Below are 23,738 nucleotides of genomic sequence, written 5' to 3'. Positions count from 1 at the left end.
GGTCGTAAAGGCTGGTGGGTCGTGCGCGAATGTGGCGCCCGACTGTATCAAACGGAAGACGCCGCAGGCACCCGGGAAGCGCTGCAGCGTCTTTTTTTAACGGTGTTCAGAACCGGGACTTGCGGCGGACTTCGGGCCCGGTTCAGAAGCTCACGTTGAAATTGATCTTGACCGCATGGTCCTGGGTATCGCCCGCAATCTGACCGGCGTAGGATGCGCCGATCGTTGCGTTTTTCGCCAGGTTGAAATCCAGGCCGGCTTCCATGGTCAGTGCATTCTCGGCAATCGGGGCGCCGACGGAATCGAAGCTTGCGCCGGTATTGAAGGCGAGTTTGGAGCTCGGCGTGACATCGCCATAGGCGTGCCGCCAGCCAAGCATGCCGCGCACGGTCGCCTTGGTATCCTGCAGATCGATATCGGTGGAGGCGCGAATGCCGAACGTGGTGAAAGCGGTGTCCATGCTGGACGATCCGGTTGACAGCGCTGCGATCGTGCCGCCTTCTTCCGAGAAGGCATCGCTCTTCAGGCGAGCATAGGCGAGGTTGGCGAAGGGCTCGAAAGCGGTATCTTCAAAATCCATCCGGTAGGCCAGTTCCGCGAAGGCCTGGGTGGTGCGGGCGTCGTAGTCGGCCGACAGGGTCTCGTTGAAGGCCGGGAAGACGACATGGCGCTTAGTGCTGATATCGTGCGAGGTATAGAAGACGCCGGTGCGGAAGCCCAGCGCACCCCATTGCGTGCCGCCATAGATACCGAGATGGACGTTATCGCTCGAGCCGGATGAGGTGCGGGCATCGACATCAAAACTGGTATTGCTGTAGCCGGCCATTGCGCCGAAGCGCCATGTCCCGACGGCCGCATCGGCGCCGAAGACGATGCCACCGGTCGAGTGATCGAAATCGGCCGCGTAGCCCGCTCCCTCGGTCGTGCTCTTGGCGCCGATCGCCTGGCTCCAGATGGCGAGGCCTTCGGTGTTGCTGATCGCGCCTGTCAAACCGTTCTCGTCATAGGAAGTGACCTCCGACATGGGCATGCCCACTGCGCTGAACGCCGAGCGGAGGCGCTGGCCGACCGCATCGTCGAGATAGAGGCTGTCCTGGATGAAGGCGCCCTTGACACTGGAATGGATCTCGCCGGAGAGCGCATTGCCGTAGGGCCGCAGATAACGATAGAAGCCGATGGACTCGTCGATCAACGGATCGGGCTGTTCGCGGTTGATGACATAAAGCGACCAGCCATCCTTGGTCCAGCCGAAGGAGAGCCCCTCGACTTCCTGGTCGCCGGGAGTGTCGAGCTGGCCGATCTCTTCCACTTCGCCTGTCGTCAGATTGGCGCGATAGAGCGATTTTGTATCGCTTTCGGTGGAGAAATACATCCAGCCATCAAGGATCTTGCCGCCCTGCGCCTGGTCGATCGTCCTCGAAAGGGGAATGTACTGCTTGAAGGAGCCGTCGGAGAGATTGTAGACCGCGATCTCCGTGGAGTTGTCATAGGCCATGCCATAGAGGAGGCCCTTCTTGGCATCCACGGCCACCCAGCTCGCGACGTCATGCTTGCCATGCGGAGGGGTCAGGGCGAAATACTTGCCCGTATAGGTCATGTCGCTCGCGTTATAGATCGCAAAGACCGGCGTGTTGTATTTCTCGCCAGTGATCGGATCGCGGGTGCTGGTATCCAGCGAGATGTAGAGGTATCCGTCGGCGTAATCGATGTCGCCGATATGATTGAGGCCTCTGGGCGCACCGGCAAACGGGTTTGCGAGGGCCGGATCGATCGCGCTGTTGTCGCGCGTTATCGTGGTGAAGTTGCCGTCCGCCTTGTCCAGCGCGTTCGTGCCGGAAAAGTACCAGTTCTTGCCGTCCGTCGTCACGCCCTGGCCGCGATAGGTGATGGGATCGTCGGTGAATGTAAACTTCTCGACCATGATCCAGGGCTCGACGGCATAAGCAGGCATGGCCGTCGCGCAGAGGAGAGCAGTCAGGATGAGCGGTCTTGCCGCTTGCGCCCTGGGCGCCCTGGTTGAGGGACCTCTGGTCATGAATGGCATTTCAAGTCTCCTTTTCGTAGGGCAAAGGCTGCTTGGTCGCAGCCGAGAGGGACCGCCGACCTGATGGCAGGCGGCGGCGGTGAAGGCGGCGTGATGAAAGCGCAGTGATCCGCTGACAGGCCTCGAAGGCCGGTCGGTCGTGATGCTTTCATGGAGAGTGGGGTGCGTGCTGGTTCAGCGCGCGTAGTCGAACCGATCGAAAATGCGATTATACATTTGCGATATTCGAGTTATAAATCGCGTCATTTTCAAATGCTGAAAATATAGACACAGAAATATAGAATAAGATCGGGATCTAAGCTCGAAATTTTGTTAGTAAATCCATCATAAATCTTCCATTTCTGGGACTCTGATTCTACTTAAACACGTTTATCCAAGTTTATTCATGTATTGCGAGTTGACGTCACTAAAGAGACTGTTCTATGAGAGCGGTAATAGGGGAGCGATATGACAATAGTATGAATAGTATGAAGAATAGGAAGAATGCGAAAGCCCGTCTGGCTCTCGCGGCGCCGTTGCGCATGGAGGGGATGGTCGGCAGCAGCCTTCACACGAGGGTGCTCAATGAGATCGGCCAGAGCATCGTGCGCGGTGATCTTTTGCCCGGCGATCCGTTGCCGAATGCGGATGACTGGAGTGCCGCGCATGGGGTAAGCCGCACCGTATTGCGTGAAGTGATCAAGGTTCTGGCCGGCAAGGGCATGGTGGAATCGCGTCCGAAAATCGGCACCCGCGTGCGTCCGCGCAGGGACTGGAATTTTCTCGATCCGGATGTGCTCCTGTGGCGCTACGGCGGCAGAACCACCGCCGAGGACGCCCGTTCGCTTTTCGAGTTGCGCCGTGCGATCGAGCCGACGGCCGGTGCGCTGGCGGCCGAACGCGCCACCGCGGCAGAGATCGAGCATTTGCGTGGTCTGCTCGCCGAGATGGAACGGGCGGGCGATGACGGAGCGCGTTTTGCCGTGCCGGATCTTGCTTTCCATCAGGCGATCCTACGCATGTCCGGCAATGAATTGATCGGTTCGTTGGCGGCGCTGATCGAGACTGCGCTGGTGATCAGTTTCCGGCTTTCCGACGACAATCCGCAGGGCCAGAGCCATTCGCTGCCGCTGCATCAGCAGGTCGTGGAGAGTATGGCAAATCGCGATTCCACCGGCGCGAGCAAGGCCCTGGTTTCTTTGCTGGACGGGGCCGAGGAAGATGTGAGGCGTGCCCTGGCCGCGCGTCAGCGATAGATATGCCGGCCGGTGATCCGATGATGCTCTCCTTCGCGCCGCGGGACAGGAGCCTTGCGGCATGAAGCGGATACGATCGGGCAGCAGATGGTGGAGCTCGCCGGCGATGGAGTCTTGACCGTGGGCGCTGCCCATCGCTAGATGACCGTATGCAACAGATTGACGGTCTCAACGGGCGCGTTGCCGATGCGCCCTCGGATAATTGGGTTTATCGCATCCTGCCGCCCTGGCTGTGGCCCTATGCGCAGCTTGCGCGCTGGGACCGGCCGATCGGCTGGCAACTCCTCATGTGGCCGTGCTTCTGGTCGGCGACCCTTGCCGCCAATGCGGCTATCGAGCCGCGCGTCTTCTCCGGCGCCCTGCTGCTCTATCATCTGTTCCTGTATTTTATCGGCTCCGTCGCCATGCGCGGCGCAGGCTGCACCTATAATGACCTTGTCGACCACGAGATCGACATGCAGGTGGCGCGCACCCGCTCGCGTCCGCTGCCTTCAGGTCGTGTGACGCGCCGGCAGGCGAAGATTTTCATCGGGCTACAGGCGCTGGTCGGTCTGTTCGTGCTGTTACAGTTCAATTGGTTTGCCGTGCTTCTCGGCGTGCTGTCGCTCGGGGTCGTCGCCCTCTATCCCTTCGCCAAGCGCTTTACCGACTGGCCGCAATTCTTCCTCGGTCTTGCCTTTTCCTGGGGCGCGCTCATGGGCTGGGCAGGGATTTTCGGCAGCCTCTCCTTCTCTGCCTTCCTGCTTTATCTAGCCTCGGTCGTCTGGACGATCGGCTACGACACGATTTATGCCCATCAGGACAAGGAGGATGACGAGCTGATCGGCGTTCGCTCCACCGCGCGCCTGTTCGGCGAGCGCACGCGTCTGGCGCTTGTCGGCCTCTACGGACTGACGCTGGTGCTGATGTTCCTGTCCTTTGCGCTTGCTGGTGTCGGCCTTCTGGCTTTTGTCGGTCTGTTGATTGCCGCCGGAATGTTCGCCTGGCAGATCAGGGCGCTCGATATCAACGACGGCGCGCAGTGCCTCGCGCTCTTCAAATCGAACACCCGAGTCGGATTGATCATCTTTCTCGGCCTGTTCGTCTCGCTGCTTTTTGCCATTCCCTGATCTGAAGTGAAAAATGACCCCGAAATGAAAAACCCGGCGCGATGGCCGGGTTTTGAAATCGGTTCAGAACGTATCGCTCAGCTGCGGGCGATGATTTCCTTGCCTTCGATCTTCATGATGACGCCGAGCTTGCCGGTCGTGCGGCGCACGAGGAAGCGCGGGCGGCGGTTTGCGAAATAGGAGTGACGACGGCGCGGCTTCATTTCGCTGGTGCGCAGTCCGCCAAGATGTTCTTCGAGAGGGCGGGCGACACCGTCGGCTTCCACCATCAGCATAGGAATGCCGAAGGCTTCCGACCAGCTGCGCCAGTCGGCCGCGATATCGCCGAGATCGTGGGCGACGAGCAGCGGAATGCAGAGTTCCGGATCTTCGTGATGCAGCTCGAGCGTCACGGTGACTTCACCATTGCCATGGTCGATGGCGCGCGCTGCAACGCCTTTGAAGACGCGCCGCGGCAAGGCGATGGAGAGCGGCAGGCCGCTGGAGGGGAGAATTTTGCGCAGGACCGCGCCGCGTTCGTCGATCGTTATGCTGACGTCACTGGCATGGTCGTGGATGGCGTAGCTTACCTGCTGCGGAAAGCGAGACGGATCAAGACGCAATGTCGTGCCAGCCCAGACGGGCTTCAGAACGGTATTCTTCATTTCATTTCTACCCTTGTCTTACCTGAGAGCCGGTTTCCGGTCTTCTCCTCGGGACTTTTCGTCCTCTGTGGTCCGACAATAGGCGGCTCCCGTTCCGTACAGCTTAAAAATTGCGGTTAAAGAAATCCTGCCTCCCGGAATGGTTAGCAAAACTGAATATGGCAGGGTTTCCGGATGGTGAACGCGCCCGTGTCTTAAAGCGGGACAGCTTCAGGTAAGTCTCGGGTAAGCTTTGCGTGGCAAAATGTTCGCACCAATGGTCCGTCATTCTTTAAAGACTTTGCTGAAAAGGGCGCATTTATGATCACGGCATCCCTGGCATACGTCATTCTGTCTCGCGATATGCCTAAGAGTCTGGACCGCGTCGCCAATCAGGCGCAGGTCAAAAAAGACGCCCAGTATTATGCCGACCACATCAACAAGGTGAAGGACGTCGACGATTTCCTTGGCGACTACAAGCTCTATAGCTACGCCATGAAAGCCTATGGCCTTGATGACATGATCTATGCCAAGGCCTTCATGAAGAAGGTTCTGGAGAGCGATCTCACGGATGCGAACAGTTTCGCCAACAAGCTTTCCGACACGCGTTACAAGGAATTCGCTGCCGCCTTCAACTTCAATGCGCCGCCCAAGGATATTCAGACCGACGCACAGGAAGACGATCTGATTGGCCTCTACAAGCAGTCCTTTGCCGACGCGGCACAACAGACTGCCACCGAAACGAAATATTACAGCGCGCAGATGGATGACGTGAAGACCGTCCAGGACTTCGTCGGCAATTCCCGCCTCCTGAACTACGCGTTGAAGAGCGTCGGCATCGACCCGACCTACATGTCGAAGGACTACATCGCCAGTGTCCTGACCACTGACATCAGCAAGCTTGGCGGCAATGCGCCTGATACGAGCGATCCGGCTTACGATCCGACCAAGACATATGTCGGTGACAAGCTCTATGCGCTCGCGCAGCAATTCAACTTCAAGCCTGATAACGGCGACACCCAGTACTTCCGCGACAATATCGGTTCGGTGCAGTCGGTTGACGACCTTCTAGCCGATCCGCGCCTGCGCACGGTGGCGCTGCAGTCCGTCGGCATCGATCCGGCAACCGCCGATAACGCTTTCATCAAGATGGTGCTGACAAGCGATCCGGCCACGCTTGGCGGCGACACGCCACTCAGCAACCCCGATCCGTCGCTCAACTATGTCGGCGACAAATACAAGGAACTTCGTTCTTATTTCAGCTTCAACGCTGATGGCTCGGTCAATGGTTCGGCGCAGAATTCCGGCCAGACCGACACGGTCGCGGAGCTATACGCCTTCCGCGCTCCCGTGGTCGGCGCCGCCCAGACCGCGACGCAGAAGAACAACGTCATCGAACAGTATAACATCAAGACTGCAACGCAGATCGTCGACCGCGACGGCACGGCCAGCGATGTGTACTATACCAGCCCGGTGATGTCCGATCTCAACAAGAGCTACTATCTGTCCAAGATCGGCACGATCACCAATGTCGATCAATTGGTCAACGACAAGCGGCTTGCAGATTATGTTCGCTCCGCGTTCGGCATGGATCCGGGCTTTACGCAGCTGAAAAACGTCCTGACCGATCCTGCCTATGCCCGTTCGGTCGATTTGGGAGATGCCTACGAGGCCTTCAATTTCAAGGCCGACGGTACGGTCTCTCCGACGGAGCGCGCGCAGTCCTATGACCAGTTGACGGGCATAGTGAATGGCGCGACGAACGTCTCGAGCTACTTCTCGAACATGATGAAACCGCCGGGTGGCGTCAGCCCGATCGACAACGTCGACGAACTGCTTTCCGACAAGATGCTAACTTCTTACATCAAGGATGCCTACGGCCTCGGTCAGGATTTCAGCAATGCCGAACTGAGGAACATCCTCACGGATTCCGCCTATGCCGATACCGCGGGCCATCAGAACATCCATGATGCCTTCAATTTCAACGCGGATGGCTCGGTCACCTTCCAGACGCAGCCGGATGGCAGTGTTGTCGGCGCCCAAAATCCTCTCCAGCTCCAGGGCATCAATCAGCTCGTCGCCAACAACTCTTCGTATTATCAGGTCAAGCTCAGCGACCTTTCCAACAACGGTTCGACCTCGGCAGTCGACATGTTCCTCGCCGACAGTAAGCTGGTCAGCTTCCTGCGCACCAGCATGCAGATCGGCAACGACATCAGCGACACCACGCTTCGCGGCATTCTCACCGATCCGACGGTTGCGGCTGCCCAGGGCTACAGCGACGTCTATAAGCTCTTCAATTTCCGTCAGGACGGAACGGTCGCCCAAAACACCCTGTCGCAGAGCGCCGGCCAGGTGGCAGCGATGACTAAGAAGGCAGACGACGCCGCCACCTATTACGGCAGCACGATACTTTCGATCTCCAGCGTCGATCAGTTGCTGGCTAACCCGAATCTCAACAGCTACATCCGTTATGCCTTCAGTATTCCGACGAGCGTTTCGGATACCGATCTGCGCAACATTCTCACCGATCAGAGCGACACCGACCCCTATGCCAAGGTGAAGGCGGCGTTCAATTTCGCGGCGGACGGCACTGTCACTTCCAGTCCCGCACAAACCTCCGCACAGATAGCTTCTGTGAATTCGGCCGCTTCCATGCGGGAGCAAGGCATTCTTGACCGGATGGGCGACGTCAATGATGTCGATCAGCTGCTCGCTGACTCGTCCCTGACGGACTATCTGAAAATGGCCTACGGCCTGGCCTACGACACGAGCAACGCCGAGCTGAAGAATATCCTCACCGATCCGGCTCACGCTGCTTCCGTCGGCCAGGGCGATCTCAACGCCGCTTTCAATTTCGCCGCGGATGGCTCGCTGCCGACCTCGACGACCGCCCAGACCGGTGAGCAGACGACGAACACGTCGGACAATTACGGCGCTCGCGTCAACAGTCAGGGCGACGATCTCATTGACCGCATCATCGCGAACTACAAGTCGCGAATGGACGACGCCGATGGCGTAAAGAATGTCAACGATTTCATGAAGACCAACGCCACCGCCGATACGCTTCTCGGTAACAACTCCTATCCGGATCTTTATCAGATGTCGCTGCAGGCTTACGGTCTGACGACGAACGATGTCTCGCGCTCCACCATGCGCAAACTGCTCGTCAGCGACCCCTATGATCCGAAGGGATATGTAGCATCCTTCAAGGACGACCGTATCACCAAGATGGTGCGCGCTTTCAACTTCGGTCCCGATGGTAAGGCTGCCGAGCCCCTGTCGGCTCTGTCTGCCGCCACCTTGGCGAAATATGCGACCGATTATAAGTCGCACGTGACCATGCTCATGAAAGACGGCCCTGCAAAGGACCGCGCTTCCAAGGATGCCACCAAGGAAGTGGATTATTTCGGCAAGACCATTCCAGGCATAACCTCGCTCGACGATTTCCTGGCCGACAAGCGCCTGACGGATCTCGTGCTGAAAGCAAATGGCCTCGATCCGAAGAAGTACGACAAGGATACGCTGAAGAAGATCTTCACCTCCGATCCTGATGACAAGAAGAGCTATCTCAACACCACGGCTGACGCGCGCTTTAAGGAGATCGTCGCTTCCTTCAATTTCGACAAGGACGGCAACCTGACACGCGCCAAGATGGGTACGATCCAGGACAAGCAGGCCGAGGCGAATACGCAGCAGCAGTATGTGCAGATGACCCTGGAAACCCAGGAGGGCGAAAAGAATGATGGCGTTCGCCTGGCGCTCTATTTCAAGCGCAAGGCCGGTGACGTCACCTCGCTCTACCAGATCCTCGGCGACAAGGCGCTCTATCAGGTCGTCCAGACGACCTATAGCCTGCCGGCGCAGATTTCGTCGATGGATGTCGCCAAGCAGGTCGATCTCCTCGGCCGTTTCGTGAAGCTAGAGGACCTGCAGGATCCCAAGAAGGTCGACAAGCTCGTCAAGCGCTTCACGGCCATGTATGACATCCAGAACAACACGCAGCAGTCGCCGGCGCTTCAGCTTCTGACCGGCGGCACCGGCCAGGCGTCATCGTTGCTTTAATAATAGTGTGAGCCTCCTAGAGCCCAGGAAAGGTTCTAGGGGCTCACCACCTTGTCTGGGTTCATGATGCCGGCCGGATCGAAGGCGCGCTTGATGCGGCGCATCAGTTCCATCTCGATTTCCGGCCGAATCGACGCCAGTTCGTCACGCTTCAGCTGACCGATACCATGCTCGGCGGAAATCGAACCGCCATGGGCAAGCACCAGCCCGTGCACGATATGGTTCATCTCGTGCCAGCGGGCGATGAAGGCATCCTTGTCGACACCAACCGGCTGCGAGATGTTGTAATGGATGTTGCCGTCGCCCATGTGGCCGAAGGCGCAGATGCGCGCGCCGGGCATTGCCGCCATCACCGCCTCTACAGCTTCGTTCATGAAGTGCGGTATCTTCGAAACCGGCACGGAAACATCGTGCTTGATCGAGCCGCCCTCCGGCTTCTGGGCGTCCGACATGCTCTCGCGCATGTGCCAGAGCGCCTTCTGCTGCGCGACCGAGGAGGCGATTGCCGCATCCTGAACAAGTCCCGCTTCGAAACCCTGCTCCAGAACGGCATTCATCATCCGCTCGGCCGTTTCGGCGGAATCGGAGGTGGAGATGTCGATCAGCACATACCAGTCATGCGGCGTTTCCAGCGGATCGCGCACGCCATCGATATTGCGCGCGGTGATCTCGACACCGAAGCGCGGCATCAGCTCGAAGCCGGTGAGCGAGGCGCCGCAGAGGCTGGAAGCGAGGTTGAAGAAGGTAAGCGCATCCTCGACCGAGGATAGCCCGGCAAAGGCCACCTGATGGCCGAGCGGCTGCGGGAAGAGTTTCAGGACCGCGCCGGTAATGATCCCGAGCGTGCCTTCCGCGCCGATGAAGAGATCGCGCAGGTCATAGCCGGTATTGTCTTTCTTCAGGCGGCGCAGTCCGTCCCAGATCTCGCCGGTCGGCAGCACGACTTCGAGGCCGAGGCAGAGCTGGCGCATGTTGCCATAAGCGAGAACCGCCGTGCCGCCGGCATTGGTGGAAAGGTTGCCGCCGATGCGGCAGGAGCCTTCCGAGCCAAGCGAGAGCGGAAACAGGCGGCCATGTGCCTCGGCCGCTTTCTGCACCTCGGCCAGGATCGCGCCGCCGTCGGCGACCAGCACGTTTGCGACCGGATCGACATCGCGGATCTTGTTCATGCGTTCGAGCGAAAGGATGACATCGGCCTTGCCCGCGCGCGGCGTCTGCCCGCCGACGAGGCCGGTATTGCCGGTTTGCGGCACGATGGCCGTACCGGTTTCGGTGGCAAGCTTCATGATCGCGGAGACTTCCTCGACCGTACCGGGTTTCAGCAGGAGAGGGGAGGAGCCGTGATAGAGGCCGCGGTTTTCAATGAGGTGCGGCGCGAGATCAGCTTCGCTGCGCAGCGCATATCTCTCGCCGACGATAGCGGTAAAACGTTCGATGATCTCTGGAGAAATGCTTGTGCTGCTCATGGAGCCCGGTCCCTCTTCCTCACTCGCGTGGTGCTGCCGCTCGCCGCAGCCGGTCGTTGATTGCCTCTCCTAGCCCTTCGTCAGGGATCGGCGAAAAGGCGATCACGGCCGCGCCGCTGGCGTCAGCCTTCTTCATGTAGTCGAAAAGATTGGCGGCCGCTTCCGAGAGATCGCCGCGCGGGCTGAGGTTCAGCACCATCGCCGCTTGCTCGGCCCCTGCCACTCTGTCCGGACCGAAAGCAATCAACGCTTCACCGGGTTCCAGTGCCGTGGCTTCGAGCCGGACGGCCGCGCCCGGCGCGTAATGTGAAGCGAGCATGCCCGGCGCTTCGATCGCTGCGGTTGCCTTCTTCGAACGCAGCAAACGCTTGCCTGCCACCCGCTCGATCTCCTTGGCCGGCAGGCCGCCGGGCCGCAGCAGTCGCAGTTCGCCGTTTTCGACCTTCACGATCGTCGATTCCACGCCAACGGTACTCGCGCCTGCGTCAAGGATGAGAGGTATCTTTGCCCCCAGATCAGCCTCGACATGGGCAGCGCTTGTGGCACTCACCTTGCCGGATGTATTGGCGCTCGGAGCCGCAAGCGGCCGCCCGAAGCCCCGGATCAGATCGCCGGTAAAACCTTTCGGTATGCGGATGCCGACGCTGTCGAGGCCCGCGGTCGCCAGCGCATGGATCGCGGTGCCGGTCCTCAACGGCAGTACCAACGTCAGCGGGCCAGGCCAGAAGGCTTCTGCCAAAGCGCGGGAGACCGGATCGAATTCGGCATAGGTCTCTGCCATCGCAAGATCCGCCATGTGGCAGATCAGCGGATTGAAGCGTGGCCGCCCCTTGGTCTCATAGATGCGGGTGATCGCCGCCGGATTGGTGGCGTCGGCGGCAAGGCCGTAGACGGTCTCGGTCGGAATGGCGATCGCAAAGCCTTCGCCGAGCGCCGCGCAGCCGGCTTCGAGTGCCGTCTGCCTGTCCGCCTTGATGTCGATTATTCTTGCCATGTCCTGCCCGGTTTTACTGCGGCAGTCATTAGGCTTTCCTTGCGGCGCGATCAATCCCGCCCGAAGCTTGTAGATCAACTGTCGGCGAACCTACAGTTGGCGGATGATCTGGCGAAGCTGCTCGTTGCGGGCGCCGAGCAGGAGGATGTTGCGGATGGCGATCTGCGAATCGTTGGTGCGGAAGAGCAGGCCGTTGCCCCGCACCGAGCGGTCGACCACCATCCTCTCCGGCGTGCTTTCACCCGGCTTGATCGCCACGGCGAAATACATCCGGGAATTCTGCACCGCGATATTGTCGAAGAAATTGTCGTTGTCGCCGATGTCGGAATAGAAGTTGGCGATGTAGAAGGCCCATGCCACTTCGTCGTAGCGAGCGAATTTGGTGCGTGCGGCCGTGACGTGGCAGTAGCCGAGATGCGGGCTATCGGCCAGCGTCCGGTGGAAGATCATCTTCGGAAACTGGATCGCGCGGTGGAAGCCGTTGATGTTCTGGTGGGTCTTTTCGCCGGCCGCCTGCAGCTTGCGTGCGGTCTTTTCAGCCACTTCCTCATGGGTGAGATAGCGGCGCTCGTCCGGGAGCCAGTCTTCGCGACGGCGGCTGATGCGGCCGGTGCGCAGGAATTCAGAGTGCTTGGCGAAAAGCCGCGGTTCTGTAGGCTTGATTTCTTCCCGCGTGTCGAAATATCGAAGTTTGGCCATGGCTTTCGCAGTCTTCGCTGTGTGGGTTGTCGGCAAGGATAGGATTTCGTGCTTAACACGCTGTTAAAACAGCGCGAAGAAGGCGCGAGAGCTGGGTTTGCGAGCGGCATGTCGCAAATGCGACAGTGCCTCGCCGGCCACATTGGATTCGCTTGTGTCTGACGAGTCATCAAATGTCGCAATTGACGGTGATCAAAGGCGAGTGAAGGTTTCCGAGGACGACCCGGCTCCCTGTCGTCAATTTCGAAGCGGATGTCGCTTTACAACCAAGCGACCGGCATGCTCGGTGCTTAAATAACGCCATGACCAGTTCTCCGGAGGGAGAAGGAAGCGGGCGCGCTTCCGCTGCCGTGCTCGAAAAGAGTAGCAGCCACATGCACGAGGATAGGCAGATGGATATTCGCAGCAACGTTTTGCGCCAGCTCAAGAGCCGCCGCGAGGGTTTCAGTCTCGAACAGCCCTTCTACATTGACGAGGATTATTTCCGTCTGGATATGGAAATGATCTACTATCGCGACTGGCTGTTCATCGGCCATGATTGCGAACTGCCGAAGCCAGGCGCCTACTTTACCGTCCAGATCGGCGAGTATCCTGTCGTCATCGTGCGCGGACGCGACAATGTCATTCGCGCCTTCCACAATAGCTGTCGCCATCGCGGCTCACGCGTCTGCACCAAGGAGCACGGCTCGTCGGTACGGCTCGTCTGCCCCTATCATCAGTGGACCTACGATCTCGACGGCAAGCTCGCCTTCGCGCGCCACATGGGCGATGATTTCGACAAGAGCGGCTACGGACTGAAACCGGTCCATTGCGAAATCGTCGCCGGTTACGTCTTCATCTGCCTCGCCAATGTCGCGCCGGACTTCCAGACCGTGCGCGACAAGGTCGAACCCTATATGGCGCCCCACCACATCAGCGAGGCCAAGATCGCCTTCCAGAGCACCATCATCGAGAAGGGCAACTGGAAGCTTGTCTGGGAAAACAATCGCGAGTGCTATCACTGCGCCGCAAACCATCCCGAGCTCTGCCGCACCTATCCGGAAGCGCCGAGCGTGACAGGCACTGATGGCGGCGCCGACGATCCGGAGATTGCCGGCCACTGGGCGCGCTGCGAGGCCGCCGGTCTGCCGAGCAAGTTCCAGATCTCGCCGGACGGGCAGTTCCGCACTGCCCGCATGCCGCTGATCGAGGATGCCGAAAGCTACACCATGTCCGGCAGGCCCGCCGTCAAGCGCCCGCTGTCCGACGACGTGAAGATCAGCCACATCGGCACCATGCTGCTCTTCCACTATCCGACGACCTGGAACCATCTGCTCGGCGACCACGCCATCTCCTTCCGCGTGCTGCCGCTCAGCGCCAACGAGACGGCGGTGACGACCAAATGGATCGTTCACAAGGATGCTGTCGAAGGTGTCGATTATAACCTCGAGGAACTGACGCACGTTTGGACCGAGACCAACGACCAGGACCGCCGCATCGTCGAAGAGAACGCCTTCGGCATCCGGTCGCCGGCCTATGAGCCCGGTCCTTATTCGCAGGTCCACGAAGGTGGCGTCATGCAGTTCCTCGAATGGTATTCGAACTTCATGGTCAACCGGCTGCAGGGCGATCAGGCCAAGCTCTCGGTCGTTGCCTGAAGGCGATCGTCACCGGTTAATGTCCAGTTCATTTCGCCTCCGGTAGAGATGGAGTGTGGGTGCCGTTTTCGGGTCTTTCGGGAACAATTCTCCGTTTTGTCCGTTATCCGGCAGGCTTTTTTCGCTCTTTATCGGAGACACGCAATGTTTGGGCTGAGTAAGAAGGTCGCGACTGCGGTTATGGCCGCCGCCGTCGTTGTTACGAGCTTCGTGCCGTCGCAGGCAATCCAGATGCCGACCGCCCCGCAGGTGGAAAAATCTTCGCCTGTCGAAAACGTCCAATATCGCCGTTACTATCGGCCAGGTTACCGCCCCGGTTACTATCCGGGCTACCGCCCCGCCTATCGCCCTGGCTGGTACGGCGGCTATCGCGGTTATTCCTATTATCGTCCGGGCTACCGCCACTATGACGGCTACTGGTATCCGCTGGCAGCCTTTGGCGCCGGTGCCGTCATCGGCGGCGCTATCGCGGCGCAGCCGCGCTACTATGCGCCCGCGCCGGCTCCCTCGGGCATCAATCCGAGCCATGTCGCCTGGTGCGAAAACCGCTACCGTTCCTACAGGGCCTACGACAATACGTTCCAGCCCTATAACGGTCCGCGCCAGCAGTGCTACTCGCCCTACTACTGAGGCGAAACCAGAGATCGAGATTGAACGCCCGGCCATCGAGCCGGGCGCTTTCGTTCAGAGAATATCCACCCGCTTCAAGAGCCACCAGGCCAAGGCGATGGAGGCGAGGATGAGCCCCACGGCATATTCCGTACCGTAGTCTCCGACGGCAAAGGGCAGGTTGGCCGTGTTCATGCCGAAGAAGCCGGTCACCAGTGTCGGCGGCAACAGGAAGGCCGTCATGATCGACAGGATGTAGAGGTGGCGGTTCGTCTCCGATGAAAGCTTGGAGTCGATTTCTTCGTGCAGCAGCCTTGCCCGGTCCTGCAGCGCGTAGACATCGTGGTCGACTGTCTCCAACCGGCTCGTCAGTCGCCCGGCAATATCGTCGAAACCGAAGGGCATTTCGTCTTCGTCGGAGGCTGCCGCTCGCCGCATCAGCGCAAGGACCGTGCGCAGGTGGCGATGCAGGCGCACGATCGTGCGGCGGACGGGAGCAAGCCTGCGGCGTTCGTCACGCGGCGCGTTGTCGTAGACGAAGTCCTCGATCAGGTTGAGCTCCTCGGTGAGCTCCATGACGACGGAGATCAGCGTGCGCTGGAACTCGGTCACAAGCAGTTCGAAGAGGTCGACGGGACGGGCGAACTTGCCGGCATTCTTCTCGATCATCACACGTGTCCGCTCCACGCTTCTCAGCGGCTGCAGGCGCGTGGTGATGATGAAACGGTCGGAGATGGCGAAATGCAGCCAGCCGAGATCGGCCGTGTCCTGATCGAATTCGCGCTGGCAGTCCACCAGCGTGCCGTAGAGCATCTGTTCGTCGACAGTCAGGATGGCGTGCGTGTCGCGCGTGGTCAGCGCCGACTTGGCGTCATCCATCACGCCGAGCGTGTCGAGCAGAGCGGGCACGCGGGCATCGGCGAGGTTGAGATGCAGCCAATAAAAACCGTCGTCTACGGTCAGCTCCGCGGCCGTCGCGCTGTTTTGCAGCCGCGCGGCCTTCCTGCTTTCCGGCGAGAAACGGTAAGCCCATACGAGGCCGGGTATATTGACGGGCAAGGTATCCATTATTGCCGATCCTCTCGCGAAAACGATCAGTTCTACTAGAGATTCTCCATGACGTTTGTTTGTGCAAGTGCACAAGCGAAAAGACGCCTTCGTTCGAGGTTATCGACGGAAACCAAATTGACGTTTACGTAAAAATCAATTAGCTCTTCGAATGGAGGCGCTTGTGCACCCGGCTTTGCCATGCGTGAGCTGAATGCGGAGGAAAATAAGATGTATAAGGCGCCTGTCGAGGAAATCGCGTTCACGCTGAAGCATGTCGCCGGCATGGCTGAGGCGATCGACAGTGGTCTTTTGGGCGATCTTGGCGAAGATCTCGTCGATGCCATTCTTGCCGAGGCGGGACGATTTGCCACGGAGGAAATCGCCCCTCTCGCCGATATCGGAGACCGCCAGGGCGCCCGGCTTGCCGACGGCGCGGTGAAAACGCCGGACGGCTGGCGCGACCTCTACCGCAATTGGGCCGCCGGCGGCTGGAACGGCCTGACCGCGCCGGAGGACTTCGGTGGCCAGGCTTTGCCGCACATGCTGAATGTCGCGGCCCTCGAAATGTGGAACTCCGGCTCAATGGCTTTCGCACTCTGCCCGACGCTCACCATGGGTGCCTTCGAGGCGCTGAACGTGCATGGTAGTGCCGCTCTCAAGGAAAAATATCTGGCGCGCATGGTGTCCGGTGAATGGACCGGCACGATGAACCTCACGGAACCCCATGCCGGCTCCGATCTCGGCGTACTGAAGGCGCGCGCCGAGCGCCGTGAGGATGGTAGCTACCGCATCTTCGGCCAGAAGATCTTCATCACCTGGGGCGAGCATGACGCGGCCGACAACATCATCCATCTCGTGTTGGCGCGCCTGCCGGATGCGCCGGCCGGCACTCGCGGCATCTCGCTTTTCCTCGTGCCGAAATTCCTTGTCAATGATGACGGCTCGCTCGGCGCCCGCAACGATCTTCACTGCCATTCACTCGAACATAAGCTCGGCATTCACGGCTCGCCCACCTGCACCATGATCTATGGCGACGGCAGGTTCGGCGAAGAGAAGGGTGCGATCGGCTGGTTGATCGGCGAGGAGAACAAGGGCCTCGCCTGCATGTTCACGATGATGAACAATGCCCGACTTGCCGTCGGCATGCAGGGTGTGGCGATCTGTGAAGCGGCGACGCAGAAGGCGATCGCCTATGCTAAGGAGCGCACGCAGGGCAGAGCCCCCGGCTGGAGCGGCTCCGGCATGAGCCCGATCATCGACCATCCCGATGTCGCCCGCATGCTGCTCACTATGAAGGCCCTGACGCAGGGCTCACGCGCCATCGCCTATGCTTGCGCCCATGCGATCGATATGGCGCATCGCGCCAATGAGCGACGCCAACACTGGCAGGAGCGCGCTGCGCTGCTTACGCCGATTGCCAAATCCTTCGCGACGGATGCCGGCGTCGATGTCGCCTCCCTCGGCATCCAGGTGCACGGTGGCATGGGCTTCATCGAGGAGACAGGTGCCGCTCGCTATTTGCGTGATGCCCGCATCGCCCCGATCTACGAGGGCACGAACGGTATTCAGGCAATCGACCTCGTCACCCGTAAGCTGCCTTTGTCTGATGGCAGGCAGGTCAGGGGCTTCATTGCCGAGCTGAAGGCGATCGCTGAGGCTGTCCGCAGTTCAAACCTCGACGATTTCGGCGCGACGGCCGACAGGGTGGAGGCAGCGCTTGCCGATCTGGCAGAGGCTACCGACTGGCTGCTTGCCCGCCTTGCCGAGGGCAAGTCCGCTGAGGTCCTGTCAGGCGCAACCCCCTATCAGCGTCTGTTCGGCCTTGCGCTCACAGGCTGCTATCTCGCCAAGGGCGGCCTTGCCCGCACGGCGGACGGGGCAGGCGAGGGCCGTATCGCGCTCTGCCGTTTCGCAGCCGAAAACCTTCTGTCCGAAACGGCGGCGCTGAAAGACCGTGTCGTCAACGGGGCCAATAGCCTTGCAGCTGCCCGCACCGTCCTTGCCTGAGGAGACTGATATGAGCGATCCCATCATCATCGAGCGATCCGCGGAACATCCGTCCGTCCAGCTCATCCGTTTCAACCGGCCGGAAAAGAAGAATGCCTTCACTCGCGCCATGTATCGGACCATGACCGACGCGCTGAATGCCGCCAATGCCGATGCCGAAATCCGGGCGACGGTCATCCTCGGCACCGAGGGCTGCTTTTCGGCCGGCAATGATATCAGCGATTTTCTCGCCGTGGCCATGGGCGGCAGCATGGGCCAGGAACTGATCGATTTTCTCTATGCACTCGTCAATGCCGAAAAGCCGCTCGTCTCGGGCGTCGATGGCCTGGCGATCGGCATCGGCACGACGCTCAACCTGCATTGCGACCTGACTGTTGCTTCCGACCGCAGCCATTTCCGCACGCCTTTCGTCGATCTGGCGCTGGTGCCGGAGGCGGGCTCGAGCCTGATCGTCCCGCGCATTACGGGCCATCAGCGCGCCTTCGCCATGCTCGTTGCCGGAGAGGCCTTTACGGCTGAGGATGCGAAGCAAGCCGGCTTGATCTGGAAGGTGACGACGCCGGAAGATGTGGAAAGCCAGACGATCGCTGCGGCCGCAAAGCTTGCAGCCAAACCGCCGGAAGCGTTGAAGATCGCTCGCGATCTCGTTCGCGGCCCGCGGGAGGAGATCATCGCGCGTATCGATGAAGAGGCCCGCCACTTCGCCGCCCGCATGAGAAGTGATGAGGCGCGCGCTGCCTTCGAGGCTTTCATGCGCCGCTGAGCCCTAGAAATCAGTGGTTATTGTCAGACGCGAATTTAAAGCCTCCCTTAAGCATAGTCTAACTAATGAATGGAGGATGGTTCCCCCGAACTGTCCGGGCGCGTGACGTGTTTCGTACGACCCCCCTTGTGCGAATTCATCCAACGTCTATCGCCCGTTCGCAGCGCGCTTAACCCCCGCGCTGCGAAACTATTGGGCGACCCGCATCCCAGTCGCGCACCCCCTGCGGAATAGTTAGGTATTTGCCGAACTATTTATTGACTCTCCCCATCTCATATCTATAGTTAGGTACATGCCTAACCAATCACATGCACTCGATTTGATGTTTCAGGCGCTGGCAGACCCCGCCCGACGCAGCATGGTGGATCGGCTCTGCAAAGGCCCCGCCTCGGTGAAGGAATTGGCTGAGCCATTGTCCATGGCGCTGCCTTCCGTTCTCCAGCATCTGCAGATGCTGGAATCGAGCGGCCTTGTGCGATCGGAAAAGAACGGCCGCGTGCGCACCTGCCGGATCGAGCCGCGGGCGCTGCGCTCCGCCGAAGCCTGGATCAATGAGCGTCGCACCCTCTGGGAGCATCGCCTCGACAAACTGGGCGCATATCTCGAAGCCAATCCGGAAATGCCGGACAAACCTGAGAAGCAGAACGAAAAGGAGTAAGACCATGCAGGAAGAGTATAGCACCCTTCATTCCACCTTCTCCATCGAGCGCACCTATGACGTGCCGGCTCCGCGCGTCTTTGCCGCCTGGTCCGATCCGAAGGCGCGCCTACAGTGGGAGGCGATCGGCGAGGATTTCACCACCACCTATACCGAAAATGATTTCCGCGTCGGCGGCCGCGATATCAGCCGGTTCAGCTTCGGCAAGAGTGACGAATATGTCGCCGATGCGCGTTACGAAGACATCGTCAGGGATCGCCGCATCGTCTACGCCTATACGATGTCGCACAATGAGCGGCGCATCTCCTCGTCACTGACGACCATCAGCCTGACGCCGGTTGCCGAAGGCACGCATGTCGTCGTCACCGAGCAGATCACCATTCTCGACGGCGGCGATAAGGTGGAATATCGCCAGGCCGGCATCGCCGGACAACTCGACCAACTGGGCCGTTATCTCGCCGGCGAAATGGTCGGTTGACGGCTGCTTATTTCTCCAACGTCGCGACGATCTCAACATGCGAGGTCCAGAGGAACTGGTCGATGGGCGTGACCGATGTAATTCGGTAGCCGCCCTCGACGAGGATGGCGAGGTCGCGGGCAAGCGTTAGCGGATTGCAGCTCACCGCCACGACCTTCTTGACGATCGAGCGCGCCAGTTCCTTGCACTGGAACTCCGCGCCCGCACGTGGTGGATCGAAGACGACGGCGTCGAAGACTTTGAGCTCCGAGGTCATCAGCGGGCGGCGGAAGAGATCGCGCTTTTCGACGGTCACCGGCTTCAGGCCCTGGGTATTGCGCGCCGCGTAGTCGAGTGCCGCAATCGCCTTGCCGTCGCCTTCAACGGCATGCACGCGGCCGAGACGGGCAAGCTGCAGCGAAAAGGTGCCGGCGCCGGCAAAGAGATCTGCGATCCGCTTCGCCTTGCCGACATGCGCAAGCACCAGCTTTGCCATTGCTTCTTCTGCAGGCTTCGTCGCCTGTGTGAAGCCGCCGGCAGGCGGATAGACCTGGATACCGCCGAACTCGACGACAGGTTTGGCCGGCTCGATCAGGATTTCACCATCAAGCGAGACGCGGGCAATGCCGCGAAGGCCGAGTATGACCTCGACCGCCTTGCGACGCTGCTGGTCGGACAGCTTCTTTATGCCTTCGACCGCAAGGTCGAGGCCGGAGAGCGTTTCGAGAACCGCGATGCGGAAGGCATCCGCATTGGTCGCGACTGCCGCCCCGACAGCCTTGATTGCCGGCAGCCGGGAAATGATCCCCGCCGACGAGATGGGACATTCCTCGATGGCGACGATGTGATGGCTTTCGGCCTGGTTGAAACCAACAAGCATATCCTTTTCGGTCTTGCGTGCAGCAAAGACCACCCGCCGCCGCTCGCCCGGATGGGCGGCGACGATCTCGCCGACCTCAGGCGTCAGTCCTTTGGACTTCAGCGCATCGATGACGAGCTGCCGCTTGAAGGCGCGGTAGGGCACATCTGCCATATGCTGCAGCGTGCAGCCGCCGCAGGTGCCGTTGACGCCGTCTGGTCCGAAATGCCGGCAGAGCGGCTCCTGCCGGTCGGCGGAGGCCGAGGCGATCGACATGACCGTGCCCTGGCTCTTGACGCGGGCGATCGCTACCGTCTCTCCCGGCAGCGTGAAGGGCACATAGACAGGTCCGTCCTTGCCGTTGGCGATACCGTCGCCCTGTGCGCCGAGCCTGTCGATGGTGATTGTTTCCGTGCTCACGCTTTTGTCCCTGCCAATAGAAATTCCTGATTGCCGTCTCCGCCCGAAATAGGTGAGGGGATGAGCCCGAAACTCTTCCAGCCCATGTCTTCAGTGAACCATCGCTCGAGTTCTGCCGCCACGGCAGGCCCGGAAGTCGGATCCTTGAGCAGCCCGCCCTTGCCGATCGCCTCGCGCCCCGCCTCGAATTGCGGCTTGACGAGGATCGCGGCAAGCGCTCCCGGCTCCGCAATATCGAGCGCCGGAGCAAGCGCCAGCTTGAGCGAGATGAACGAGACGTCGGAGACGATGAACGCCACGGGCTGGCCAATATCCTCAGCCGTCAGATTGCGGGCATTGAGCCCCTCGACATTTGTCACGCGCGGATTGCCCGATATGCGCGGATGCATCTGCCCGTGGCCGACATCAACAGCCGTTACATGCGCAGCACTCCGCTCCAGCAGCACTTCCGTGAAGCCGCCGGTCGAAGCGCCGACATCGAGACAGTGCCGTCCTGCCGGGTCGAGCCCGAAGTGGTCGAGTGCGGCCACCAGCTTCAATGCCGCGCGCGAAACATAATCCTGCGCCGGGTCGTCGATCTCGATTGTCGCATCGGCGCCGAAGACGGCGCCGGCCTTCGTCACCACCTTGCCGGCGACCTTCACCGTGCCGCGTGCCACGGCGTCTCGCGCCCGCGAGCGGCTCGCAAAGAGGCCGAGGGTGACGAGAAGCTGGTCGAGGCGCTGGCTGTTTTGATCTGACATCGGCTGTGAATGACCGTCAAAGCCGCCGGTTGCAAGCGTTTTGTTGGCATCGCGGGCATGCCAGTGCAGGCTCACATCGCCGGAACCGCAATAAACTAAATCAACCTGTGCTGCGACGCACCAAATTTAAACAATTTTAAATCCTGCCCGCATAGGTTCGTTTTGATTGCAGCGGCTCGCTTTTGAATCGCTTCGTGCCATGAAGGCTCCCGCGTCCTCCCCGCCGATCATGTCCCTCATCAAGAAGTCTTGTGGCTGCGCATTTGCGTGGTCGCCCCTTGTCGCGCCTGATGTCGCCAGGAGAAATTGACCGATGTTCGCTCGAAACATATCCTTGAATGGTAAGCTTGCGGCCACTTTCGCAGCACTCATCCTTATTTTCGTATCCGTTTCCGCTTTCGTTTATTCCAAGGCAACGACATCGGCGAGCGCTTCCGCCGAACAGGAAAAATCCGAGCTTCTCGTCAACCAGATCGATGACGCGCTGCAGGCCATGCTTGAGCAGGCCGTCAACCTGCGCGGCTTCATTCTCTTCCGCAGCGACAGTACCTATGGCGATATTTTTGCCAACCGCGAGCGCATGCTGAAGGCGATTGCCGCTGCAAAGCAGACCGCCGCTTCCCAGCCTGAGCTCGTCTCGATGATCGACGACATGCAGAAGGCTGCAGACCTTTATTTCCACGAGCTCGCCGAGCCGCAAGCCAAGGCCCGCAAGGAAACAGAAACGCCGATCGCAGAGGTCGTCAAGATCGGTGTCAACGCCACCAAGGGCCAGCTCGACGGCTTCCGCGCCGCTTCCGCCAAGATCAAGTCTCTCGCCCGCGACAAGTCCATTGCACTCGCCGCGGCCCAGGCGGACGCCAATAGCGATCTCAAGACGACGCTTCTGGCCGGTGGCATTGCCGCAGCTCTTGCCGCCGCCGCACTCGCCTGGGCTTTGTCGCGCACCATCGTTCGCCCGATCGTCGGCATGACGGCCGCCATGGACCGTCTGGCCGGCGGCGACCACAATATCGAAGTCCCGGCAACCGGCCGTCACGACGAAGTCGGCCGCATGGCCCAGTCCGTTCTGGTCTTCAAGGATGCTGCCATCGAAAAGCAGCAGCTTGCTGGCGAAACCGACCGCATGCGCGGCGAAGCCGAGCGCCAACGACAGATGAGCGACGAGCAGAAGGCCCGCGAAGAAGGCGAAATCCGCTTCGCCGTCGATGCTCTGGCCGGCGGCCTTGCCGGCCTTGCCATTGGCGATGTCGCATCCCGCATCCATACGCCGTTTGCGCCGCAGTACGACAGCCTGCGCAACGACTTCAACAATGCCGTCGAAAAGCTGCAGGCTGCCCTGCAGTCCGTTGGCCGCAACGCTTCGGCCATCAATGCCGGCGCCGGTGAAATTCGCTCTGCCGCGGACGATCTCGCCCACCGCACCGAACAGCAGGCCGCTGCCGTCGAAGAGACCGCAGCTGCTCTCGAAGAAGTCACGACCACGGTGCGCGACTCCGCCAAGCGCGCCGAAGACGTTGGCAACCTCGTCGAGCGCACCCGCCTCGGCGCTGAAAAGTCCGGCGAAGTCGTCCGCAGGGCGGTTTCGGCCATGCAGCAGATCGAAAAGTCTTCGGGCGAGATCTCCAACATCATCGGCGTCATCGACGACATCGCCTTTCAGACCAACCTTCTGGCGCTGAACGCCGGCGTCGAAGCAGCACGTGCCGGTGAAGCCGGCAAGGGTTTTGCCGTCGTCGCACAGGAAGTGCGTGAACTCGCCCAGCGTTCCGCAAATGCCGCCAAGGAAATCAAGGCGCTGATCAACACGTCGAGCGAACAGGTCAACTCCGGCGTCGGCCTTGTCGGCGAAACCGGCAAGGCGCTGGAAGCGATCGTCGCCGAGGTTCAGGAAATCAATCGTCATGTCGGCGCAATCGTCACCGCGACCCGCGAACAGTCGATCGGCCTGCAGGAGATCAACACCGCCGTCAACAACATGGACCAGGGCACTCAGCAGAACGCCGCCATGGTTGAAGAGCAGACTGCTGCGAGCCACGCGCTCGCCCAGGAAGCATCCGCTCTCGACGACCTGCTGCGCCAGTTCAAGCTCGGCGCTCAGGCTGCCGCTCCGGTCCAGAGAACCACTGCAGCAACCACCGCGTCCCGACCGGTCGCCTCTCCGGCCCGCGCGCTCGCTAGCAAGGTCACTAGGGCCTTCGGCGGCAAGCAGGCAACCGCGGCTGCTGCCGTCGTCCAGGAAGACTGGACCGAGTTCTGAGAGCGATCTCTTCGCAAATGAAAAAGAAAGGGCGGCATTC

The 23,738-nt window shown here is 60.3% G+C and carries 18 protein-coding genes; 10 read left to right on the top strand and 8 right to left on the bottom strand.

Annotated features, from left to right (window positions below):
* Nucleotides 1-142: 142 nt before the first annotated feature.
* Nucleotides 143-2,044: an autotransporter domain-containing protein gene (locus J2X71_RS01970; protein ID WP_310378482.1), complete on the bottom strand. Its 1,902-nt coding sequence runs from the start codon at nt 2,042-2,044 to the stop codon at nt 143-145.
* A 530-nt stretch (nt 2,045-2,574) separates the two neighbouring features.
* Here J2X71_RS01970 and J2X71_RS01965 point away from each other — a divergent pair.
* Both J2X71_RS01965 and ubiA read left to right on the top strand, forming a co-directional pair.
* Nucleotides 2,575-3,279: a FadR/GntR family transcriptional regulator gene (locus J2X71_RS01965; protein ID WP_310378480.1), complete on the top strand. Its 705-nt coding sequence runs from the start codon at nt 2,575-2,577 to the stop codon at nt 3,277-3,279.
* A gap of 149 nt (nt 3,280-3,428) precedes the next feature.
* Nucleotides 3,429-4,388 (top strand): 4-hydroxybenzoate octaprenyltransferase, encoded by a 960-nt coding sequence (gene ubiA / locus J2X71_RS01960; protein WP_310378478.1) that lies wholly within the window; start codon nt 3,429-3,431, stop codon nt 4,386-4,388.
* Between the two features lie 77 nt (nt 4,389-4,465).
* On the opposite strand, the gene J2X71_RS01955 is transcribed toward ubiA, so the two are convergent.
* A complete protein-coding gene (locus J2X71_RS01955; RefSeq protein ID WP_007817899.1) occupies nt 4,466-5,032 on the bottom strand; it encodes a DUF6101 family protein in 567 nt (188 codons plus the stop codon).
* 300 nt (nt 5,033-5,332) lie between these two features.
* Between J2X71_RS01955 and J2X71_RS01950 the strand changes: the two genes are divergently transcribed.
* The gene (locus J2X71_RS01950) at nt 5,333-9,076 is read left to right on the top strand and encodes a DUF1217 domain-containing protein (RefSeq protein WP_310378476.1); all 3,744 of its coding nucleotides are present in this window, start codon (nt 5,333-5,335) and stop codon (nt 9,074-9,076) included.
* Between the two features lie 35 nt (nt 9,077-9,111).
* Here the strand turns inward: J2X71_RS01950 and J2X71_RS01945 are convergent, their stop codons facing one another.
* From J2X71_RS01945 to J2X71_RS01935, 3 genes are all read right to left on the bottom strand, one after another.
* Nucleotides 9,112-10,542: an FAD-binding oxidoreductase gene (locus J2X71_RS01945; protein ID WP_310378474.1), complete on the bottom strand. Its 1,431-nt coding sequence runs from the start codon at nt 10,540-10,542 to the stop codon at nt 9,112-9,114.
* A 19-nt stretch (nt 10,543-10,561) separates the two neighbouring features.
* Nucleotides 10,562-11,536 carry an L-threonylcarbamoyladenylate synthase gene (locus tag J2X71_RS01940; protein ID WP_310378472.1) on the bottom strand — a complete coding sequence of 325 codons (975 nt, stop codon included), beginning with the start codon at nt 11,534-11,536 and terminating at the stop codon, nt 10,562-10,564.
* 90 nt (nt 11,537-11,626) lie between these two features.
* Nucleotides 11,627-12,235 carry a DUF6656 family protein gene (locus J2X71_RS01935; RefSeq protein ID WP_310378471.1) on the bottom strand — a complete coding sequence of 203 codons (609 nt, stop codon included), beginning with the start codon at nt 12,233-12,235 and terminating at the stop codon, nt 11,627-11,629.
* Nucleotides 12,236-12,627: 392 nt separating this feature from the next.
* Between J2X71_RS01935 and J2X71_RS01930 the strand changes: the two genes are divergently transcribed.
* Together J2X71_RS01930 and J2X71_RS01925 are read left to right on the top strand one after the other, a co-directional pair.
* A complete protein-coding gene (locus J2X71_RS01930; protein ID WP_007817910.1) occupies nt 12,628-13,872 on the top strand; it encodes an aromatic ring-hydroxylating dioxygenase subunit alpha in 1,245 nt (414 codons plus the stop codon).
* A 144-nt stretch (nt 13,873-14,016) separates the two neighbouring features.
* Nucleotides 14,017-14,502, top strand: coding sequence for a BA14K family protein (locus J2X71_RS01925; RefSeq protein ID WP_310378468.1), 486 nt, complete (start codon nt 14,017-14,019; stop codon nt 14,500-14,502).
* A 54-nt stretch (nt 14,503-14,556) separates the two neighbouring features.
* On the opposite strand, the gene J2X71_RS01920 is transcribed toward J2X71_RS01925, so the two are convergent.
* The gene (locus J2X71_RS01920; RefSeq protein ID WP_310378466.1) at nt 14,557-15,549 is read right to left on the bottom strand and encodes a transporter; all 993 of its coding nucleotides are present in this window, start codon (nt 15,547-15,549) and stop codon (nt 14,557-14,559) included.
* A 210-nt stretch (nt 15,550-15,759) separates the two neighbouring features.
* On the opposite strand from J2X71_RS01920, the gene J2X71_RS01915 reads away from it, so the two are divergent.
* From J2X71_RS01915 to J2X71_RS01900, 4 genes are all read left to right on the top strand, one after another.
* Nucleotides 15,760-17,538 (top strand): acyl-CoA dehydrogenase, encoded by a 1,779-nt coding sequence (locus J2X71_RS01915; protein ID WP_310378464.1) that lies wholly within the window; start codon nt 15,760-15,762, stop codon nt 17,536-17,538.
* A gap of 10 nt (nt 17,539-17,548) precedes the next feature.
* Complete coding sequence (locus J2X71_RS01910; protein ID WP_310378462.1) at nt 17,549-18,301, top strand: crotonase/enoyl-CoA hydratase family protein; 753 nt, start codon at nt 17,549-17,551, stop codon at nt 18,299-18,301.
* Nucleotides 18,302-18,593: 292 nt separating this feature from the next.
* Nucleotides 18,594-18,959 (top strand): helix-turn-helix transcriptional regulator, encoded by a 366-nt coding sequence (locus J2X71_RS01905; RefSeq protein ID WP_113323047.1) that lies wholly within the window; start codon nt 18,594-18,596, stop codon nt 18,957-18,959.
* A 4-nt stretch (nt 18,960-18,963) separates the two neighbouring features.
* A complete protein-coding gene (locus tag J2X71_RS01900; protein ID WP_310378458.1) occupies nt 18,964-19,437 on the top strand; it encodes an SRPBCC family protein in 474 nt (157 codons plus the stop codon).
* A gap of 7 nt (nt 19,438-19,444) precedes the next feature.
* On the opposite strand, the gene J2X71_RS01895 is transcribed toward J2X71_RS01900, so the two are convergent.
* Complete coding sequence (locus J2X71_RS01895; RefSeq protein ID WP_310378456.1) at nt 19,445-20,695, bottom strand: class I SAM-dependent RNA methyltransferase; 1,251 nt, start codon at nt 20,693-20,695, stop codon at nt 19,445-19,447.
* Complete coding sequence (locus J2X71_RS01890) at nt 20,692-21,438, bottom strand: TlyA family RNA methyltransferase (protein WP_310378454.1); 747 nt, start codon at nt 21,436-21,438, stop codon at nt 20,692-20,694. The genes J2X71_RS01895 and J2X71_RS01890 overlap by 4 nt, the downstream gene beginning before the upstream one ends.
* Nucleotides 21,439-21,751: 313 nt before the next feature.
* Between J2X71_RS01890 and J2X71_RS01885 the strand changes: the two genes are divergently transcribed.
* Entirely contained in the window at nt 21,752-23,698 is a 1,947-nt protein-coding gene (locus J2X71_RS01885; protein ID WP_310378452.1) for a methyl-accepting chemotaxis protein, read from the top strand.
* The last annotated feature ends 40 nt before the right edge of the window (nt 23,699-23,738 follow it).

The organism is Rhizobium sp. 1399 (assembly GCF_031455475.1).
Lineage (GTDB): Bacteria > Pseudomonadota > Alphaproteobacteria > Rhizobiales > Rhizobiaceae > Rhizobium.
This window is presented reverse-complemented; position numbering and strand designations above follow the sequence as displayed.

Excerpts from the sequence above, each read along its gene's own strand:
- J2X71_RS01925 (WP_310378468.1), top strand. The coding sequence starts at position 14,017 with ATGTTTGGGCTGAGTAAGAAGGTCGCGACTGCGGTTATGGCCGCCGCC.
- J2X71_RS01935 (WP_310378471.1), bottom strand. The coding sequence starts at position 12,235 with ATGGCCAAACTTCGATATTTCGACACGCGGGAAGAAATCAAGCCTACA.
- J2X71_RS01965 (WP_310378480.1), top strand. The coding sequence starts at position 2,575 with ATGGTCGGCAGCAGCCTTCACACGAGGGTGCTCAATGAGATCGGCCAG.
- J2X71_RS01945 (WP_310378474.1), bottom strand. The coding sequence starts at position 10,542 with ATGAGCAGCACAAGCATTTCTCCAGAGATCATCGAACGTTTTACCGCT.
- J2X71_RS01970 (WP_310378482.1), bottom strand. The coding sequence starts at position 2,044 with ATGCCATTCATGACCAGAGGTCCCTCAACCAGGGCGCCCAGGGCGCAA.
- J2X71_RS01885 (WP_310378452.1), top strand. The coding sequence starts at position 21,752 with ATGTTCGCTCGAAACATATCCTTGAATGGTAAGCTTGCGGCCACTTTC.
- J2X71_RS01900 (WP_310378458.1), top strand. The coding sequence starts at position 18,964 with ATGCAGGAAGAGTATAGCACCCTTCATTCCACCTTCTCCATCGAGCGC.
- J2X71_RS01930 (WP_007817910.1), top strand. The coding sequence starts at position 12,628 with ATGGATATTCGCAGCAACGTTTTGCGCCAGCTCAAGAGCCGCCGCGAG.
- J2X71_RS01915 (WP_310378464.1), top strand. The coding sequence starts at position 15,760 with ATGTATAAGGCGCCTGTCGAGGAAATCGCGTTCACGCTGAAGCATGTC.
- J2X71_RS01890 (WP_310378454.1), bottom strand. The coding sequence starts at position 21,438 with ATGTCAGATCAAAACAGCCAGCGCCTCGACCAGCTTCTCGTCACCCTC.
- J2X71_RS01940 (WP_310378472.1), bottom strand. The coding sequence starts at position 11,536 with ATGGCAAGAATAATCGACATCAAGGCGGACAGGCAGACGGCACTCGAA.
- J2X71_RS01905 (WP_113323047.1), top strand. The coding sequence starts at position 18,594 with ATGCCTAACCAATCACATGCACTCGATTTGATGTTTCAGGCGCTGGCA.
- ubiA (WP_310378478.1), top strand. The coding sequence starts at position 3,429 with ATGCAACAGATTGACGGTCTCAACGGGCGCGTTGCCGATGCGCCCTCG.
- J2X71_RS01955 (WP_007817899.1), bottom strand. The coding sequence starts at position 5,032 with ATGAAGAATACCGTTCTGAAGCCCGTCTGGGCTGGCACGACATTGCGT.
- J2X71_RS01910 (WP_310378462.1), top strand. The coding sequence starts at position 17,549 with ATGAGCGATCCCATCATCATCGAGCGATCCGCGGAACATCCGTCCGTC.
- J2X71_RS01950 (WP_310378476.1), top strand. The coding sequence starts at position 5,333 with ATGATCACGGCATCCCTGGCATACGTCATTCTGTCTCGCGATATGCCT.
- J2X71_RS01920 (WP_310378466.1), bottom strand. The coding sequence starts at position 15,549 with ATGGATACCTTGCCCGTCAATATACCCGGCCTCGTATGGGCTTACCGT.